An 18836-nucleotide genomic window follows, 5' to 3' on the forward strand; every position below is an offset into this window, starting at 1 on the left:
GGTAAGTTAAAACCTTGTTTCTAATTTTGCGTAAATTGTTTTGTTGAGGACACTATGCAAGTGTATTTAGTTGGCGGTGCTGTTAGAGATGAATTGCTCAATCGCCCGATAATTGATAAAGACTATGTGGTTGTAGGTGCAACCATAGAGCAAATGCTGTCGCTGGGTTACAGCCAAGTTGGTAAAGATTTCCCAGTCTTTTTGCATCCCAAAAGTAAAGCTGAATATGCCTTGGCCAGAACCGAGCGTAAACAGGGGCAAGGCTATGGCGGCTTCATTTGTGACTTTTCACCAGATATCACCTTAGAGCAAGACCTATATCGTCGAGATCTCACCGTTAATGCCATCGCTAAAAGCGAAAATGGTCAGCTAGTTGACCCGTTTAACGGCCAGCAAGATATCGCAAACAGAATACTTAGACACGTCGGCCCAGCCTTTAGCGAAGATCCTCTGCGTATTTTGCGTGTTGCTCGATTTGCCGCTCGCTATCACTATTTGGGCTTTACGATTGCACCTGAAACACGTGAACTAATGGCTGAAATGGTAAAACAAGGAGAACTTGCAACCTTGACCAAAGAGCGTGTGTGGATGGAGATAGAAAAGTGCTTGGATGATGGCTGCATAGCGATTTTTTGCGATGTATTACAACAGATTGATGCGCTTAAGTTGGTATTCCCCATGTTCCAAACATGGGACAAAGCACAAAGTAACGCGCTAACAGAAAAAGTCAGTCAACTGCAAAATGATAGCCCGAATTTTAAGCTTGTGCAGTTTTGTTTATGGCTGGCACCATGCCAACTTGAAGACTTGCAAAACATTGAGCAAACCTTAAAAGTGCCAAATAAATACGCACAGTGCGCTAGAGATTTTTGCCGCTATAAAAGCTTATTGCACGAGGACGCTCTGTGTGCTCAAAGCGTTCTAAAGTTACTTAATGCACTTGATGTATGGCGCAGACCAGAGCGTTTTGAGGTATTTTGCCAAACTGCGCAAGCACATACACCAGAACAATTAGAGGTTATTAATAAAATAAAAAACTCGGCGCAACACGCTATAAAAGTGGATGTGCAAAATATCATTGCCCAAGGCTACAAAGGGGCGCAAATAAAAGAGCAATTGAGTCAAGCTCGTTTAGTGGCCATAAGTTCATCACTTTAAGCGCGCCAAGACAAGCGTGTTTACTTTGTTTGCCAACAAACCTAATTTTAATAGCCTAACAATAAAAGTCACCGCGTAATTTATATAACAGGGCGCAATGTATATAGCCATTGCGCCTCGTCTGTAGCGTATTACCAAAGTAAGAAAGTGAAGAGCGCAGCGCCGAGTAATAATCGATATACCACGAAAGGGAACATTCCCATACGCTCAATGACCTTTAAGAAAAAGTGAATACAAGCATATGCGGCAATAAAGGATAAAGCGGTGCCTAGTAAAATGGCATTCCAATTTATCACTTCACCCGCGCTTATCAGCTTATAGATGTAATAAGACCCCGCAGCCGCGATGACAGGAATCGACATTAAAAATGAAAAACGTGCTGCGCTTTGTTTATTTAAGCCTAGTAACAGTCCAACCGTCATGGTGATCCCTGAACGCGAAGTACCGGGGAAAATCATTGCTACAACCTGCGATAGCCCGATCAATAACGCACTCAGCCAATTAATTTGATAGATTGTTTTGATTTGCTTAGCTTTGGCATCTGCATACCAAAGTAATAAACCAAACACCACTGTTGTGGTTGCAATGATCCAAGCATTGCGTGAATACACCTCTACATAATCTTTAACAAGATAACCTATGATCAACGAAGGCAGCGTTGCGATGATTATCCACCAGCCTAATTGACTATCATCTGTTTTACCTTGTTGGCCAAAAGACTTGAACCACGCGCCTAAGATCTCTCCTACTTCCTTACGAAAATAAATAACCACAGCTAATAAGGTACCTACATGTACCGCCACATCAAAAGCCGTGCCTTGGTCTGCCCACCCCAACACTTGTGAAGGCAAAATTAAATGTGCCGAGCTAGAGATTGGTAAAAACTCTGTTAACCCTTGCACCAGTGCCAGAAAAATCACTTCAATAATACTCATAGTAAAGACAGCTCCACTTTCCATAGTTTTTGTTGAGGGTTGTTATATGCTTGCCAGATACTGGCTATACTTTGTTGACTAACAGGATGGATATAACTTGGGGCAATTTCTGACAAGGGCAATAACACAAATGCATTTTTTGTGATTTCGTCTCTTGGCAACTGCGCAGGTTGTTCACATATGACATCGTCATAAAACAATAAATCTAAATCAAGCGTACGCGGACTAAACTTTTTATCATTACGAGTACGGCCATTTTCCAGCTCGATTTGCTTTAGCAAGCTACACACTTCATGAAGTGGCATCTGTGTCGTTGCACCAAGTACCGAATTATAAAAGTTGCTACCATTGAACCCAACAGCTTCACTTTCATAGATATTCGAATGTTGGTAGTTCGGGAAGTATTTTATAAGCGCATTGAAACCAGCTCTTAAATTGTGCTCACGATTAACATTCGAGCCAAGACTAATGTATATTTGCGCCATAACTAGTGTTTCGCTCTTGTTATCTCAACGCCTACCGTTTTCGCCTGTTGAACCGCTGCTGGTTTGCTAACTCTAATAGTCACCTGTTCAACATTAAACTCGCCAAGGATCATGGCAGCAAGCTGCTCTAACAGCGTCTCTAACAACTCCACCGGCTTAGCAGTAGTATGTTCTATTACTCGTTCACTGACTTTTGAATAATCAACCGCTAAGTTGATATCATCCGTTTGTGCGGCAGCCGAGATATCGGTCAACATATCAATGTCAAAATACAAGCTTTGTTTACTTTCCTTTTCAAAGTCGTAAACTCCTATTATAGTTTCGACGTGTAGTTGTGATATATAAACCTTATCCATTGATACTCCACTGGTTACTAAACACTGCTCTGATGACTGCAGGTCGCGAACCACAGTCGGCATCGAAACGCCGATCATAGCCGAAAACGCCACAAGACAAAATAAGGAAACACGTGTTAGTTAGTTTAATCTGTGTCTGCGCATACTTAATAGGCTCAATCTCTTCAGCAGTTCTGGTCTGTAGGGTATTTGCTTTACCCGATCCCCGCTTTTCTGGTTCTCAAAATCCAGGCGCCACAAATGTGCTTCGCTTAGGTGGAAAACTACCTGCAATTTTAGTGTTAGTGTTTGATATTCTAAAAGGTACCATCCCAGTCTGGGGTGCCTATTTCCTGCAAATCGAGCCCATTTGGCTAGGTGCCGTTGCCGTTGCTGCCTGTTTAGGACATATCTACCCTATTTTCTTCCATTTTAACGGTGGTAAAGCCGTAGCGACTGCATTTGGAGCATTATTGCCCATTGGTTTGTCGTTAGGTGGGTTACTGCTCAGCACATGGTTAGTAATACTATGGCTAACCCGCTATTCATCACTGGCCGCGATTACTACGGTTAGCCTTGCGCCTTTATATACTTGGTGGATAAAACCAATTTATACATTGCCAGTAAGCTTTTTAACCGTGCTGATTATTTTTAGACACAGAGAAAACATCAAAAGGCTCCTTAAAGGTAAAGAGCCAAAGGTAGGTGATAAAAAACGTTAAATTGGCTTAAGGCTATCCAAAGGCCAACGTGGCTGCGTTTTCATATCAAGTGGGGCGTATTGCTTTGCTTTTAAACGCTGCATTCCTGCATAGGCTATCATTGCACCATTATCTGTACAAAACTCTGTTCGAGGGTAATAAACTTTCCCCTGCATACCTTGCATAACACGTTCAAGCTTCGCTCGTAACTCAACATTGGCACTCACACCACCGGCAATAACCAAACGCTTTATTTTGGTTTGCTTTAAAGCACGTTTACATTTAATCGCTAACGTATCGATAACTGCTGTTTGGAAAGCGTGTGCAATATCTGCCTTAGTTTGCATATCATCACCCGCTGAGCGAATCGTATTAGCAGCTGCCGTTTTTAAACCACTAAAACTGAAGTCTAAGCCAGGCCTGTCGGTCATAGGTCTTGGAAAAACAAAACGCTCTGCAACCCCCTGCAGCGCCATTTTCGCAAGTAACGGGCCACCTGGATAATCTAACCCTAAGAGTTTAGCTGTTTTATCAAACGCTTCACCGGCGGCATCATCGACTGACTCACCTAACACTTCATATTCACCAATGCCGTCGACTTTGACCATCATAGTATGGCCTCCCGAAACGAGCAGAGCGATAAAAGGAAAATCAGGGCGTTCATCTTCAAGCATGGGTGCCAACAAATGGCCTTCCATATGGTGAACTGCTACCGCCGGAATATTCCAACCAAAAGCCAATGAACGGCCAATTGAAGTTCCCACCAACAATGCCCCCACAAGTCCAGGTCCCGCCGTATAGGCAACTCCATCTAGTGATTCAGGGCCACACCCAGCTTGCGCAAATGCTGCTTCAATCAACGGAATAGTTTTGCGGACGTGATCGCGAGATGCCAGCTCAGGCACAACACCACCGTAATCGGCATGCACTTTGACTTGGCTATACAGCTGATGAGCCAATAAGCCTTGCTCATCGTCATAAATAGCAATACCGGTTTCATCACACGATGATTCTATGCCTAAAATTCGCACGCACTCACTCCCAAGATGGATGATATAAAAGGCGGGTATTTTACCTTTAGTGACTTTTATTGGGCAAGTAAAAGCCCGTTCTCTGGCTAAATTGCTATGCCTATATTGGTTTGACCATCGGCCAGCGCCTGTTGTTTGAGCGCTTTTACATTGTCAGCTTCAATTCGGCCCATATTTTCAACAAAGTCGATAAGTTCTGACAACACTTCAATTTCGTATTGCATCAAAGGGTGTTCACGGACTGATTTATTATCCGGCTCAATATCTTCACTTTCCAATAAAAACTCAACATAACGCGCAACGGTTGCTTGAGATATTTTGGCAATGCTAACAAACTCTTGCTCGTCTTTGGTCATTAAACCATTCATCAGTCCAAGCAATGCGGTTGCAGCGTCGATAGCAAGGTAAGTACCAAACATATCAAATTGCGACAATTCTGGAACGTTTGGCTCAACCTTTTCAATCTGCTTTTCAAGGCTGATTTTACTTTTTGGAAGTAGTATCTTTTCCCAACATACATTTAACGCGTTTCGCAAAGCAGATTCATCGCCAAATTGGGTAGCTTCACTAAATAGCCCATAGTTAGGCAACATTCTTTCAATAATCGCAGCAGCTAGAACTGCTTGCTGTAAGTAATTAAGCTCTCTAATTCTCTGAAAGTTATTCGCTTTTGTCATTATGTTTTCCACATTGCCAGCAATATTGAAAAGCTGGTCCATTGAGTTCTGTACAATGATTGCAACACCAGTCTGAGCTGGCATGCTGTTGCGCGTAGTCTAGCAATATTTTTTGCGCTGCGCGCTCTTTTATCTCATAAACGAGTAAACTCAGCTTTGCTTGCTCTGCTGGGATCTCGCCAATTCCCCCCTGCAAAGGTTCACCACTAATACGTGTTTCAATCTTTGCTTGTGATAACAAGCCTTGCACAATGTGTGCTTCTAACAAGTTTTCAGTAGTAAATACACATCGCCACTTAAAGCTATTATCTGTCATAATAAAATTGTTCCGCGATTACTAAAGAGATAAAAATGACATTAACCACTCCTGGACTCCTATTTCCTGCTATTTCTTTACTTTTATTGGCCTATACCAATCGCTTTTTGGTGTTAGCGCAACTTATACGTGAGCTAAATGCGCGAGAAGGAGAAAATATTCGCCCGCTCGTCCGTGCCCAAATCAATAATTTGCGCAAACGAATTAAATTAATACGCTTAATGCAAGTTTGGGGAGTTGTTGCCTTTTTATTGTGTACGCTGTCCATGTTTGCACTCTTTATTGAAATCGCTTTGACTGGCATCATTTTGTTCGGGGCCAGTTTATGCTGTTTAATCTTCTCTCTAATTATCTCTTTGTATGAGATCCATATTTCTTGTGATGCAATTGAAATAGAATTGCAAAATATTGAGAAAAAGCCAACTTTATGATTAAGCAGCCCCTCACATTAATGACTATACTGACAAAGTGAATAGTCATTAAAGGGGCGGCGAGTGAGCAGTTTTCTTTTCTCTGATGAATCAATAGAAGAGCCAAATAACCCAAACCTTGCTTCTGAGTATTGGGATATCTTAATCGTTGATGATGAAGAAGATATCCATCAGGTGACCAAATTAGTGCTGTCTGGCTTTGAGTTTGAAAAAAAGCCACTTCGTTTTCATCACGCCTACTCTGCCAAACAAGCCAAAGAAATTCTCGAAAGAGAAGAACTCATATCTGTCGGCTTAGTTGACGTTGTTATGGAAACAAACCATGCAGGCCTAGACCTTATTAAATACATTAGAAACGAATTAGAAAATCATGATGTGCGACTAATCTTGCGTACCGGCCAACCAGGTGAAGCCCCCGAAGAGTCTGTAATAAGAGACTATGACATTAATGATTACAAAAACAAAACAGAACTAACTGCCGTAAAGCTCAAAACTTTGCTCTATTCCGCCTTACGTGCACACCGAGATATTCAAACAATAGAGCGACACAAAAGAGGTTTAGAGCAAATAATCAATGCTTCATCATCTTTTTTGCAATGCAACAGTGTACGCGAATTTGCCTCTACAATTTTAGAACATGTATCCAACGTGATGGGCTTAAATGACAATGACATTTATTGTGCCGCAGCAATAAATCATGCAAACGATTCAGCTGCAAAATTTAGATTATTAGCCGCATCAGGACAAGGAGTTGAACCCAAGTCTTCCTCAATACCTGAGCATGTTAAAGCGCTTTTTATAGAGTCTCATAATGTAAAAGCTTCGCGTTCCACCGAGACTGAATATGTAGGTTATTTCCCTTCCGCCGGTGGGGGAGAAACCATGCTTTATGTCGGAAAAGACTCAAAAATGAAGAGTACTGACAGGCAATTATTGGAGTTTTTTGCAAATAACATTGCGCTTGCCTATGACAATATTAAGCTACGAGAAACAGTGAAAGATTCGCAAAAAGAACTGTCATACATACTTGGTGAAGCCGTTGAGCGTCGCTCTAAAGAAACAGGCTCTCATGTTAAACGTGTCGCGCACTACAGTATGCTTCTAGCACAGTTATATGGGCTTTCAGACTACCGAGCAGAAATCATAAAGCTCGCTTCACCGCTACATGATATTGGGAAAATTAGCATTCCTGACAACATTTTAAATAAACCTGATAAGCTCACAGAAAGTGAATGGGCAATAATGATGACTCACGCACAAACTGGTTACGAAATTTTACAACATTCTTCTAACGAAATATTGCAATGTGGCGCTACAATAGCGCATCAACACCACGAAAAATGGGATGGTACGGGGTACCCGAGAGGCTTAAAAGGTGAGAAAATAGACATAGTCGGGCGAATAACCGCATTGGCCGATGTCTTTGATGCACTAGGCAGTGATAGATGTTATAAGCCTGCTTGGCCTTTAGAAAAAGTACTAGCGCTGATAGAATCTGAGAAGGGAAGGCAATTCGATCCAAAACTCGTTGATTTATTTATAAACAACTTAGATCAGTTTATCGCAATTAGAGACAGCTACCCTGATTGAAACTTGTAAGCAAAATGTAAAATATTCACTTTCAATCTCCTGATACTTGTATTAGTATTAGGAAAACACATTAATGTTATGTGATAAGTAGAAATTAAAAGGAATTTCGAATGAGATTTGAACAACTAGAACAGTTTGTCGCCTTGGGCAATTTACGTCATTTCAGACAAGCTGCAGAACAAACACAAATAAGCACTTCAGCATTGACCAGAAGTATCCAAACACTGGAAGATGAAATTGGCTGCGAACTTGTAAAACGTTCAACCCGCTCAGTAAGGCTCACCGAACAAGGTGAAATGTTTTTGAGTTATTGTAAAACAACGCTGTCAGAGCTTGAACTAACCAAGAAAACTATCAAACAAAGTTTGTTTGGTAGAGACCAACAGAAGCTAGTGATCGGATACACCAGCGAAGCCAGTTCAATTGTGCCCATGTCATGCGGTCAGTTTCTTGCTGATTTTCCGAATATTAAAATTGAGATGCAATTACAAGACGAGCATGAGTTAACGCGCAAACTGCAACTTGGTGAAATTGATATCAGTGTTTACTTACAATCAGCAAGTAATGTGGTTAGCGATATCTACCTTCCTGATCAACTTATATTGTTTGTTGCTAAACACCATCCGCTTGCCAGTAAAGATTCGCTGCGCAAAGAAGAGCTACATGATTTCCCTATGTATGGTTGTTTTTCGCAATCAAAACAAGTTCAATCAATGCTAAATGAAGCAGTTGAGGGACTCAACAAAAGCAGCAGTATGAAGATAGGCAACATCGATCAAGTGATGGATGGCCTTAAGCAATCAAATCATTTTGCTATTGCGAGTATTGAACATGCTAATACCATTGCGCAAGACCCTAGTTTGGTGATTTTGAAAACCAACAAAGACATAAACCATGAACAATTAGTTGTTCAAACCAACCACCATGTCAGCCGTGACAGCCACATCAAACACCTACTTAGTTTGATCGAGACTTCGGCAAAGGCTAAAGCATACACTTCAAATGTGTAGTGATTTATCCACATAAAAAAAGGTGCTTCGCGCACCTTTTTTTTATGAATAATTTTATATCAGGTAATTACAAGCAACCCCGAGGAAAATAACCAAACCAACTCTGTTGTTACTTAAAAAAGCTTTGAAGCAATTATCTCTATCCCTTTTGTGTATTGATACCTGAAGCAAAAGCAACAACAATACTGCAAAAATAAGCCCAAAGAAATAAGGCCAATGCAGACTTTGATTTATTCCGACAAACACCATAATTGCAATGAAAACACTATTGAGAATTGCGATCCAATATCTATCATGCTTACCAAAAAGAATTGCCGTCGATTTAACGCCTATTTTTAAGTCATCATCTCTATCTACCATGGCATACATCGTATCGTAAGCAACAGTCCACAGTACATTGGCTATAAACATAAACCATGCATATTCGGGAACAACTTCCAAACTTGCCATAAACGCCATGGGAATAGAAAAGCTATATGCCATCCCTAACACCACTTGAGGCAAATGCGTATAACGCTTCATAAAGGGGTAACACGCAGCCAACATTAATGCAGCGACTGACAATAATATGGTTTGCCAGTTAAGCATAAGAACAAGCGCAAAAGCTAAACCAATAAGTAAACAAAATAAGCTTAACGCTTCACCTGGTTCAACTTCACCAGTTGCTAAAGGACGTGCAGCGGTACGCTTTACCGCACCATCTATTTTTCTATCTGCAAAGTCATTGATCACGCAGCCAGCACTGCGCATCACAAATACACCACAACTAAAAATGATGAGTAGTTCAATGGGTGGGACACCCGAGTTAGCCAGCCACAACGCCCAGTAAGTAGGCCATAGTAATAATAAGGTGCCTATAGGTCTGTCTGTGCGCATCAAACGCAAGTATGCAGTAAAATGCGATTTATGAAGCAAATTGAGTTGCATAGTTAACCTTTGGCAAAAATACTTCGCAGACCATTATTTTAGCGTCCTGATAAACAAAAACGCGACGCCTTGCATATAAACGCTGCTCCGGTAAGTGTAAATCTTTAAGCAGAGGCGCAAGCGCATTGGGGTAATCGACTTGTGCCACTTCAAGCGGCGTATGTTGCCACGATTTGTCTTGAAACAACACTTCACCTAAGGGTTTGCTACCTAGCTGGCGAACACCTAAATCAGAAGCTTGGGTGCTTATCCAACTTTGTGCATATACTCTTGCGACATCATCACATACTAGCAGCACTTCTCTACATTGCAATTGCGTGCAATATTGCCCCAAAAGCTTTTTGTGCTCTTGTGATGCAGCTATCCACTGCTCTTGCAATACATCCACCCTAAAATCGTTACTTTGCTCTTTCAAACGAGATGTTAAAGAACCGCTGTCTAAAATAATTGCTGCGTCTTCGCTTGATAAATGGGAATACTCTGGTGCTGATTGCCACTCAAAGTCAATGGAAAAAGGTGCCATCAACAAAACTCTATCTGATCTTTGAAAATTCCCCCATATCATAGCACTACCCACAGCTTCAAAAAAGTTTGCTGATATTTTAATAAGATATACATCACAAATGTGTAAAATAATGCAATTTAAGTATACACTTAGCATTGCCAGTTTCACTTTTGAACCAACGGGATTTCAAATTGTTATGAACAAACCATATTACTTCTTTGCGGTTTTTATCCTTGTCATTGCAAGTTTTGGCGCACGTGCAGAATCCAATGTAGGCTACTTTGGTTTTGAGCCAGATATCATTACAAACTACATTGGACAATCAAATAAGAAGCTTGGTTATGTTCGTGTTACTGTTGATTTAATGCTAGAAGACGTCAGTAACATCAGTGTTGTGGAACATCATACCCCACTTCTAAGAGATGCTATTGTACAAATCTTAAGTAAAGAGCCTGAAGAAACCATAAAATCTTTAACTGGCCGAGAAGAGATTAGACGCCGTTGTGCTGATAAGCTTAAAAACCTACTGAAAGAAGAAACGGGTGAAGAGATTATTCGCGACGTATTGTTTACTAAATACTTGTATCACTAGTGCGCTTGTTTGGTTGCAACAGCGCAACAACCACACCTGTAAGTAACCCAAATAGATGAGCCCAATTCGCCATACTAATAAAAAACATATCGGTAAACCCAAATATCATCCATAACAGCATAAAGCCAACAACACCTTTACTCACTATAGAGGGCTGTGCTGGGTTTTTAGCGCTGAATACCCAAGCGTAACCAAGTAGTGCATACACAACACCACTAAGACCACCAAAACGACTGTCAACCATAATAAACTGCGCCCAGTTACTCGCTATAGCACTAAAAATAAACAGTATGTAGATGTACATAGCCCCTGAGCGGCTAACTATCTGCTGACCCAAATGTAACCACCAACTTAGATTAAATACCAAGTGCAATACACCGAAATGCAACAATACAGGTGTAAACCAACTGAGCGGATCGTGTGCTTTAAACTGCAAGTGACTAAAAATGGTATTTGCATCAAACAAATAAAAGCTGAAAAATACACCTATACAAAGAATAAAAATAAGCTTTACGAACCAGTGCAGTGATATAAAACGCTGCGTTAAATTTAAGTCGCTTGATGCATATTTGAGTGGCGATCTTGCTTCACCACTTTGCCATGATGCAGCTAAGTATCTATCGTGATAAGGGTCAGATAAAAACTCTTGCCAAAGAAAACTAGCTTTGCTTTCAAATTCATTGGGTACCCAAACCTCTACACGTGTACCATCATCAGAGCGCAAGCTCACTGGCACACCTTGTGTTTTAAAATAATCCGCAGCACCTTGGACGGCGCGAGGGTTATTAAAAGTACCCAATAAAATCATCTATTTACTTGATCCGGTAATTCAGATGCCCACTGTGTAAAACCGCCATCCATGCTGTAAACATCTTCAAATCCCTGCTCAATTAAATAATTTGCAGCCCCTTGCGAGCTAATACCATGATAGCAAACCACAATTATGGGCTGATCGAACTCTTTTTCTTGCATAAAGTGCGCGATATTGGCATTAGATAGGTGCTCTGAACCAGGAATATGTCCTTGTGCAAAACTATTTTCATCACGAATATCTGCTATTACCACATCGTCACGCCCTAATAGCTCTTTAGTTTGCGCAACAGAGATATGTTTCATTGACATAAAAATACTACTCTTATAATAAAAAAGGCGACCTATGCCGCCTTGATGAATTTACCACTGCGGGTCTAATCCCAGTTTAAGATCACTTTACCCGATTGACCAGAAATCATCGTATCAAAGCCTTTTTGGAACTCATCAATATGGAATCGGTGAGTAATAATTGGCTCAAGATTAAGACCTGATTGGATTAAACTTGCCATTTTATACCAAGTTTCAAACATTTCGCGGCCATAGATCCCCTTGATCACAAGACCTTTAAAAATAACTTGGTTCCAGTCAACGGCCATATCTGACGGTGGAATTCCCAACATCGCAATTTTGCCACCATGGTTCATATTGTTAAGCATGCTGTTAAATGCCACGGGAACGCCCGACATTTCTAAGCCAATATCGAAGCCTTCAGTCATACCTAGCTCTTTCATGGTATCTTCAAGCTTTTCGTTAGCGACATTTACCGCTCTCGTTGCACCCATTTTACGAGCAAGCTCTAAGCGGTAGTCATTCACATCAGTGATCACCACATAACGTGCGCCGACGTGTTTGGCAACTGCTGCCGCCATAATCCCGATTGGACCTGCGCCAGTTATCAAAACATCTTCACCTACCAAATCAAAAGACAGGGCTGTGTGTACTGCGTTACCAAACGGGTCAAAAATCGATGCTAACTCATCAGAGATATTGTCTGGGATTTTGAACGCGTTAAATGCGGGGATCACCAAGTACTCGGCAAATGAACCTTCACGATTTACGCCAACACCCGTAGTGTTACGACACAAATGCACACGTCCTGCTCGACAGTTTCGACAATGACCGCAAGTTATGTGCCCTTCACCAGAGACTCTATCGCCAACTTTAAAGCCGCGTACTTCTTGGCCCATGTCGACCACTTCACCAACGTACTCATGACCTACAACCATAGGAGTTGGGATCGTCTTTTGCGCCCATTCATCCCATTTATAGATATGTACGTCCGTACCACAAATTGCAGTTTTACGGATCTTAATTAACAGATCGTTGTGCCCTACTTCCGGTTTAGGCGCATCTGTCATCCATATCCCTGGTTCTGCTTTTAACTTAGATAAAGCTTTCATACTCGTTACTCAGTGACAAGCAAGCTCGTTGCTTGCTTTGAAATTAAATAATGCCTAGCTCTTTACCAATACGAGTAAAGGCATCAATGGCCTTGTCTAGCTGCTCACGCGTATGAGCAGCAGAAATTTGTGTACGGATCCTCGCTTGCCCTTTTGGTACTACAGGGAAAGAGAAACCAGTCACATAAATACCTTCTGCAAGTAATTTGTCTGCCATCTGCGCGGCAACTTTTGCATCACCCAACATGACAGGAATGATGGCATGATCTTTACCTGCACATGTAAATCCAGCCGCTTCCATTTTTTCACGGAAGTAAGCGGCGTTGCTCCACAAAGTGTCGCGTAACTCTTTGCCGTCTTTTAGCATGTCCAGTACTGCTATTGACGCTGTTACAATCGAAGGAGCCAAAGAGTTAGAGAATAAGTATGGACGAGAACGCTGACGTAGCCAGTCAATGACTTCTTTTTTACCTGATGTGTAACCACCTGATGCGCCCCCCAGCGCTTTACCAAGTGTACCTGTAATGATATCAACTCGGTCCATCACACCACAATACTCAGGTGTGCCACGGCCATTTTCACCTACAAAACCAACCGCATGTGAATCATCCACCATCACTAGCGCATCATACTTATCGGCTAAGTCACATAGCGCTTCTAAGTTACAGATCACGCCATCCATCGAAAATACACCATCGGTAGCGATCAGCTTATTTTTTACACCCGCTTCATCGGCTGCAATTAACTGCTTTTCTAAATCAGCCATGTCGTTGTTTGCATAGCGAAAGCGCTTAGCTTTACATAGACGCACACCATCAATAATCGAAGCATGGTTTAGTGCATCAGAAATAATCGCATCATCAGGGCCAAGAATAGTTTCAAAAAGACCTGCGTTTGCATCAAAACATGAAGAATAGAGAATCGTGTCTTCTGTTTGTAAAAACTCACTGATTTTCGCTTCAAGTGTTTTATGAATATCTTGTGTGCCACAAATAAAACGCACTGAAGCAACACCAAAACCATGAGCATCTAACCCCTGCTTGGCTGCCGCAATCAAAGTTGGATGATTGGCAAGTCCCAAATAGTTGTTAGCACAGAAGTTAATCACTGAATCGCCACTTGAAACTGCAATTTCAGCTTGCTGAGAAGAAGTGATAATACGCTCACTTTTGTATAAACCTTCAGCTTTTACTTCTTCAAGCTGATTTTGAATCTGGCTGTAAAAGGCCGATGCTCTCATTTGGAGTCTCCATTATTTGCACGGGTCCCTATGTACTCAACGCGTTAGCATTAGGTACAGGGCAAATCATATTGGGTCGCTATTGTAAAAGGTTCAAACCGCAATTGCACGAACTGTGATTATCTCGTGCAATCCGCTTGGGTGAAATCTTTATGAGATGAGTTACAACAAATTTGGCACCTGTTTTAAAGATGCGCAGACATGATCAGCTTGGCTTTTTACTGTATCAGAAAACGCTTGCCCAGACTCCACTAAAATAGCCTTGCCAAGCCCTGCTGCACGAGCAGCTTCGATGTCTGATAATTTATCTCCAACCATGACACTTTGGGTCACATCAATATCAAATTCTTCAATCGCCTGAGTCAACATACCAGGGCTTGGTTTGCGACAGTCACACTCTTGTTTAAACTGCGGCAGCGCTTTATGGGGGTGATGAGGACAGTAATAAACCTTGGAAATATTGACTCGATGTTTAGCAAACTCTTCACACATCCAATCACTCAGTTGAGAAAACTGCTGCTCGTTATAATAACCTCGACCAATACCAGATTGGTTGGTCACCACAACAATAATGTAGCCCTTAGCAACAAATTGCTGACATGCTTCAAAAACACCATCGATAAATTCAAAGTCTTCGATTTTATGCACATAGGCGTGATCAACATTGATAACCCCATCTCTATCTAAAAAAATGGCTTTTTGCTTATTGCTCATAGGCTCTCAACCTCCACTACGTGGTTAAACATGTTGATCACTTGCTCTGTGGTTATCTGCGTCATTAAATCATGGCCTTTGACACGCACTCCCCAAGGGAGTTGCTGCGCTGTTTTACCCTTTTGCGTCAACAAGTTTTTATGGTACACCTCAACCACATAATCTTGATACAAATAAGGCCCCGTTCTCGCAGGATTAGAATGTGCATACAAGCCTATTACTGGTGTACCAACCGTTACCGCCATATGGGCGGGGCCAGTGTCAGGCGCTAAAACCAGTGAGGCTCGCTCAAGCACACACAATAAGGTCTTGAGTTGCGTCTTACCAACAAGGTTTTTGATATCACATGCTGCATGTTTGATGATCTCAGCCGCTAAGTTCTCTTCAAACGGAGTTGGTCCCCCTGTGATCACCACAGAAAAGCCCTGCTTTACAGCATGATCAGCAAGTGCCGCGTAACGCTCTGGCAACCAATTACGCTCAGCTTTACTTGCAGCAGGAGAAATCACAAAAATTCGCGCGTTTAAATCAGCTAACAAGGCTTGAGCATGTTGCCTGTCTTGTTCAGTCACCGGCATATTCCACGTTGGCTTATCGCATTTAGCACCAATAGCACGGGCAAAATTTTGGAATCCTTCCAGTACATGCGGGTCACTTTGTGGCTCAATTCTGCGATTAACAAATAGAGAATGCAGCTCTTTACTACGACCTTTATCAAAGCCAATTTTCACTTTTGCAGGAATGCAACGTGCAGCAAGATTCGCTCTGAGCGCAACTTGCATGTGCAGCAGCACATCAAACTTATGACCTTTAAAAGTCTGCTTCAGTGCCTTGTATGCGGCGTTACCTTGCTTTTTATCGAAAACAACGAAATTCACGCCGGGTAAGTCTGCCAATAACATGGCTTCGACTTTACCAATCACCCAAGTGATAGATGCGTCAGGGTATGTCGCTTGTATGGCTTGCACAGCCGCAACCGCATGACACACGTCACCAATCGCTGAAAGCCTGAGGATACAAATAGAACGAGGAGAAAAAGACACCAAATTTCCTGCAATTAAAACTTGTTAGGTGTGCGATCTTAAATTAATCAATATGCTTTGCAAGTTTAAGGCGAATAAAAAACGCGGTACACTTGTGCCATTATTTGCTATCTACATATGTTTGATGAACATTACCAAAATAAATAGCCATTACTTGCTTGCCAGCGAAAAAACCACCAGCGACGTCTCCCTTGAGTGGTTTGACCCTGCTCACTGGCAACGATTAAACGCAATTGTGACAACTAAAGAAGGTCGCGCAACTGCTTGGTTTTATAAGCACAATGCACAAGTCAATGTACTCAAACACTATTGGCGTGGTGGCTTAATAGGTAAGTTGCTTTCAGATCAGTACTTTTTTTGTGGTTTAAAAAAAACGCGCGTATATCAGGAGTTTAAACTGCTGTGTGCACTTGATAAATTGGGTCTACCAGTGCCCACACCTGTAGCAGCCAAAGTCACTGTACAAGGGCTGATATATCGAGGCGATTTGATCACCTCTGCCGTGCCCGGTGCTAAAAGTTTGTGTGAATTGTTACAAACACGCCAAGCCACAGAGCAAGAACTCTCGCTCGTTGGCCGTACTATTGCAAAGTTTCATAAGCAAGGGGTATATCACGCCGATTTAAACATCAACAATATTTTGTTTAGCGATAATAGCAAGGTGTACTTGATTGATTTTGACCGCGGGCAACTGCGTCAACCGCAAGCTACATGGCAACAGGCAAATATAGAGCGTTTAAAACGTTCATGTAATAAAGAGGCCGGCAAGTGGCCGACCTTTTATTTTTCAGAACATGATTGGCAAACACTGCTGAGTGCTTACCAAACAATCATCGGGTAAATCACGACTTTTGCGATTTACCCATTTTTGCTTTTTCGATAATGCCCGAGGTAGAGCAACCATCTAAGAACGCAAGCACTTCAACTTGCCCCCCCTGACTAAGCACATAATCGGCCCCTGCGATGTCTTCTACTTTGTAGTCACCACCTTTGACGAGAATATCAGGGCTCACCTGCTCAATTAACTTAGCAGGCGTATCATTCTCGGCTTCCGAACCAAATGGGATCACCCAATCAACGGATGATAAAGCGCTAAGCACCATAGCACGTTCGCGAAGCGAGTTGATCGGTCTTTCTGGCCCCTTTAGGCGTGAGATTGATTCATCATTATTTAAGCCAACAACCAATCTATCGCCCATACTTTTGGCCTGCGCCAGATAACGCACATGACCAGCATGTAAAATATCGAAACAGCCATTAGTGAATACTATTTTTTCGCCGTTCTTCTTAGCAAATGAAATGTGCTTTAACACGTCATCAAACGGCGTTTGGTAATGCTCACCGGTTTCACGCAGATATTGGCCCATTTTACGGCTAAGCTCTTCAGGTGATACTGTGGCAGCCCCCAGTTTACTCACCGCAATACCTGCAGCAATGTTGGCCACTTCCACCGCATCTTTAGGCTGCATACCCGCACCCAACATCGTGGTGAGCGTTGCAATGACCGTATCTCCGGCCCCTGTTACATCGCTTACCTCTTGAACTTGCGCAGGAAAGTCATGTTTTTCACTCGCTGAGATCAAGGACATTCCCTGTTCAGAGCGCGTGAGTAACATAGCACCAATCCCATTTTCAGAGATCAACTGCCTTGCACTTTGCGTAAGTATTTGTTCATTATCTACTTTACCACCGGCTAATTTGAACTCATTCATATTTGGAGTAATGTAATCTGCACCACGATAAAGAGATAAATCACTTGATTTAGGGTCAATCAGCACTGTTTTGCCAGCAGCTTTAGCTAGACTTATCATCTCTTTGATAGCGCTCAACGCGCCTTTGTTATAATCCGAGAATAAAACAAAGTCGTAATCATCAAGTAATTGTTCTAAACGAGCCAGTAGCAAACGACTGTGTTGCTCAGTAAACGTTTCTTCAAGGTCTAAGCGCACAACTTGCTGATGGCGACTGATCACACGCATTTTGGCAATGGTTGGTAGCTCTTCAATTGTCACTAACTGTGAAGCAATCTTTTCACTTTCTAAAATACGCAGTAGTGATTGACCATTATCATCTTCACCAATTAAACCCAGTAAGCCAACTTGACCATCTAGGTGCGCGATATTTTTAGCTACGTTTGCAGCGCCACCGGCTTTGTCTTCTAGACTACTCACTTTCACAACTGGCACGGGTGCTTCTGGAGAGATTCGTCCAGTATCGCCATGCCAATATCTATCAAGCATTACATCGCCCACAACCAAAACACGCGCTTGGTTTAATTTTTGTAAGCGTGAAAAATCCATTACAGCTGCTCCGCAACCAACATGTCTACTGCTTCACATAGCCAGTGACCAATAAACATATGTGCTTCTTGAATACGAGCCGTTTCATCATTTTTTATGATGATTGGTAACTTGGCGATATTTTTTACCTCACCACCATCACGACCAGTGAGCGCCACTGTATTGGCACCGATATCATTGGCAGCAGCCAAAGCTAAATTGATATTTTTGCTAGTCCCTGATGTGGTTAAGCCAATAACTAAGTCTTCAGGCTTACACAATGCTTGTACTTGACGTTCAAACACGGTATCAAAATGGTAATCATTGCTGTGCGCAGTAAGAATAGAAGTGTCTGTTGTTAAAGCGATTGATGCCAAGGGGCCACGTTCAAGCTTGTAACGTACCACAAATTCTGCGGCTAAATGTTGCGCATCCGCAGCACTGCCACCGTTACCAAACCAAATCACCTTACCGCCTTGCGCTAACGTACTTTGGCACGCCTCTAATAAACTTAAACACTCTTGATGGTAGTTTGCCATAGTGTCAAACAAAGCTTTGTGACGTTCTAAGCTTTCTAAATAGCTTTGCTCGATTTTATCGTTTTGCGACATATTCGTTCCTATATTCCCGAATTTGGGTATGATTTCTTTAATT

General features: G+C 42.0%; 23 protein-coding genes. 7 read left to right on the plus strand and 16 right to left on the minus strand.

The window, feature by feature from the left end:
* Positions 1-54 precede the first annotated feature (54 nt).
* Positions 55-1158, plus strand: a complete 1104-nt coding sequence (locus HC733_RS04480; RefSeq protein ID WP_190363846.1) for a tRNA nucleotidyltransferase — start codon at positions 55-57, stop codon at positions 1156-1158.
* A 131-nt stretch (positions 1159-1289) separates the two neighbouring features.
* Here HC733_RS04480 and HC733_RS04485 read toward each other — a convergent pair whose 3' ends face one another.
* From HC733_RS04485 to folB, 3 genes are read right to left on the minus strand one after another with little or no spacing between them, the layout of a single operon-like run.
* Positions 1290-2093, minus strand: coding sequence for an undecaprenyl-diphosphate phosphatase (locus tag HC733_RS04485; RefSeq protein ID WP_190363847.1), 804 nt, complete (start codon positions 2091-2093; stop codon positions 1290-1292).
* Positions 2090-2578: a 2-amino-4-hydroxy-6-hydroxymethyldihydropteridine diphosphokinase gene (gene folK / locus HC733_RS04490; RefSeq protein ID WP_190363848.1), complete on the minus strand. Its 489-nt coding sequence runs from the start codon at positions 2576-2578 to the stop codon at positions 2090-2092. Before folK ends, HC733_RS04485 begins: the two co-directional genes overlap by 4 nt.
* Before the next feature lie 2 nt (positions 2579-2580).
* The gene (gene folB, locus HC733_RS04495; RefSeq protein WP_190363849.1) at positions 2581-2934 is read right to left on the minus strand and encodes a dihydroneopterin aldolase; all 354 of its coding nucleotides are present in this window, start codon (positions 2932-2934) and stop codon (positions 2581-2583) included.
* Between the two features lie 113 nt (positions 2935-3047).
* On the opposite strand from folB, the gene plsY reads away from it, so the two are divergent.
* Entirely contained in the window at positions 3048-3635 is a 588-nt protein-coding gene (gene plsY / locus HC733_RS04500; protein ID WP_190363850.1) for a glycerol-3-phosphate 1-O-acyltransferase PlsY, read from the plus strand.
* Here plsY and tsaD read toward each other — a convergent pair.
* The 3 genes from tsaD to HC733_RS04515 form a co-directional block, all read right to left on the minus strand.
* Positions 3632-4645, minus strand: a complete 1014-nt coding sequence (gene tsaD, locus HC733_RS04505; RefSeq protein WP_190363851.1) for a tRNA (adenosine(37)-N6)-threonylcarbamoyltransferase complex transferase subunit TsaD — start codon at positions 4643-4645, stop codon at positions 3632-3634. The genes plsY and tsaD overlap by 4 nt on opposite strands.
* Positions 4646-4731: 86 nt before the next feature.
* Complete coding sequence (locus HC733_RS04510) at positions 4732-5322, minus strand: YjaG family protein (protein WP_190363852.1); 591 nt, start codon at positions 5320-5322, stop codon at positions 4732-4734.
* Positions 5306-5638 (minus strand): putative signal transducing protein, encoded by a 333-nt coding sequence (locus HC733_RS04515; protein ID WP_190363853.1) that lies wholly within the window; start codon positions 5636-5638, stop codon positions 5306-5308. The genes HC733_RS04510 and HC733_RS04515 overlap by 17 nt, the downstream gene beginning before the upstream one ends.
* Positions 5639-5673: 35 nt before the next feature.
* Here HC733_RS04515 and HC733_RS04520 point away from each other — a divergent pair, with 35 nt between their 5' ends.
* From HC733_RS04520 to HC733_RS04530, 3 genes are all read left to right on the plus strand, one after another.
* Positions 5674-6069: a DUF2721 domain-containing protein gene (locus tag HC733_RS04520; protein ID WP_190363854.1), complete on the plus strand. Its 396-nt coding sequence runs from the start codon at positions 5674-5676 to the stop codon at positions 6067-6069.
* Between the two features lie 63 nt (positions 6070-6132).
* Entirely contained in the window at positions 6133-7659 is a 1527-nt protein-coding gene (locus HC733_RS04525) for a DUF3369 domain-containing protein (protein ID WP_190363855.1), read from the plus strand.
* Between the two features lie 110 nt (positions 7660-7769).
* Entirely contained in the window at positions 7770-8669 is a 900-nt protein-coding gene (locus HC733_RS04530) for a LysR family transcriptional regulator (protein ID WP_190363856.1), read from the plus strand.
* A 54-nt stretch (positions 8670-8723) separates the two neighbouring features.
* On the opposite strand, the gene ubiA is transcribed toward HC733_RS04530, so the two are convergent.
* Positions 8724-9596: a 4-hydroxybenzoate octaprenyltransferase gene (gene ubiA / locus HC733_RS04535; protein ID WP_190363857.1), complete on the minus strand. Its 873-nt coding sequence runs from the start codon at positions 9594-9596 to the stop codon at positions 8724-8726.
* Positions 9574-10119 carry a chorismate--pyruvate lyase family protein gene (locus tag HC733_RS04540; protein ID WP_190363858.1) on the minus strand — a complete coding sequence of 182 codons (546 nt, stop codon included), beginning with the start codon at positions 10117-10119 and terminating at the stop codon, positions 9574-9576. Before HC733_RS04540 ends, ubiA begins: the two co-directional genes overlap by 23 nt.
* A 178-nt stretch (positions 10120-10297) precedes the next feature.
* On the opposite strand from HC733_RS04540, the gene HC733_RS04545 reads away from it, so the two are divergent.
* Entirely contained in the window at positions 10298-10693 is a 396-nt protein-coding gene (locus HC733_RS04545; protein WP_190363904.1) for a flagellar basal body-associated protein FliL, read from the plus strand.
* Here HC733_RS04545 and glpG read toward each other — a convergent pair.
* The 6 genes from glpG to HC733_RS04575 form a co-directional block, all read right to left on the minus strand.
* The gene (gene glpG, locus HC733_RS04550; protein WP_190363859.1) at positions 10674-11501 is read right to left on the minus strand and encodes a rhomboid family intramembrane serine protease GlpG; all 828 of its coding nucleotides are present in this window, start codon (positions 11499-11501) and stop codon (positions 10674-10676) included. The two genes, HC733_RS04545 and glpG, sit on opposite strands and share 20 nt — an antisense overlap.
* Entirely contained in the window at positions 11498-11815 is a 318-nt protein-coding gene (gene glpE / locus HC733_RS04555; protein WP_171627439.1) for a thiosulfate sulfurtransferase GlpE, read from the minus strand. The genes glpG and glpE overlap by 4 nt, the downstream gene beginning before the upstream one ends.
* A gap of 65 nt (positions 11816-11880) precedes the next feature.
* Positions 11881-12906, minus strand: a complete 1026-nt coding sequence (gene tdh, locus HC733_RS04560) for an L-threonine 3-dehydrogenase (RefSeq protein WP_190363860.1) — start codon at positions 12904-12906, stop codon at positions 11881-11883.
* 43 nt (positions 12907-12949) lie between these two features.
* Entirely contained in the window at positions 12950-14146 is a 1197-nt protein-coding gene (locus tag HC733_RS04565) for a glycine C-acetyltransferase (RefSeq protein ID WP_190363861.1), read from the minus strand.
* Between the two features lie 162 nt (positions 14147-14308).
* Positions 14309-14860, minus strand: coding sequence for a D-glycero-beta-D-manno-heptose 1,7-bisphosphate 7-phosphatase (gene gmhB, locus HC733_RS04570; protein ID WP_190363862.1), 552 nt, complete (start codon positions 14858-14860; stop codon positions 14309-14311).
* The gene (locus HC733_RS04575) at positions 14857-15903 is read right to left on the minus strand and encodes a glycosyltransferase family 9 protein (RefSeq protein ID WP_190363863.1); all 1047 of its coding nucleotides are present in this window, start codon (positions 15901-15903) and stop codon (positions 14857-14859) included. Before HC733_RS04575 ends, gmhB begins: the two co-directional genes overlap by 4 nt.
* 124 nt (positions 15904-16027) lie before the next feature.
* On the opposite strand from HC733_RS04575, the gene HC733_RS04580 reads away from it, so the two are divergent.
* The gene (locus tag HC733_RS04580; protein ID WP_190363905.1) at positions 16028-16744 is read left to right on the plus strand and encodes a 3-deoxy-D-manno-octulosonic acid kinase; all 717 of its coding nucleotides are present in this window, start codon (positions 16028-16030) and stop codon (positions 16742-16744) included.
* A gap of 1 nt (position 16745) precedes the next feature.
* Here the strand turns inward: HC733_RS04580 and hldE are convergent, their stop codons facing one another.
* Together hldE and HC733_RS04590 are read right to left on the minus strand one after the other, a co-directional pair.
* Positions 16746-18203, minus strand: a complete 1458-nt coding sequence (gene hldE, locus HC733_RS04585) for a bifunctional D-glycero-beta-D-manno-heptose-7-phosphate kinase/D-glycero-beta-D-manno-heptose 1-phosphate adenylyltransferase HldE (RefSeq protein WP_190363864.1) — start codon at positions 18201-18203, stop codon at positions 16746-16748.
* Positions 18203-18793, minus strand: a complete 591-nt coding sequence (locus tag HC733_RS04590; protein WP_190363865.1) for a D-sedoheptulose-7-phosphate isomerase — start codon at positions 18791-18793, stop codon at positions 18203-18205. The genes hldE and HC733_RS04590 overlap by 1 nt, the downstream gene beginning before the upstream one ends.
* Positions 18794-18836 lie beyond the last annotated feature (43 nt).

It is taken from the genome of Pseudoalteromonas sp. S16_S37 (assembly GCF_014694405.1).
In the GTDB taxonomy this organism is placed as follows: Bacteria; Pseudomonadota; Gammaproteobacteria; order Enterobacterales; family Alteromonadaceae; genus Pseudoalteromonas.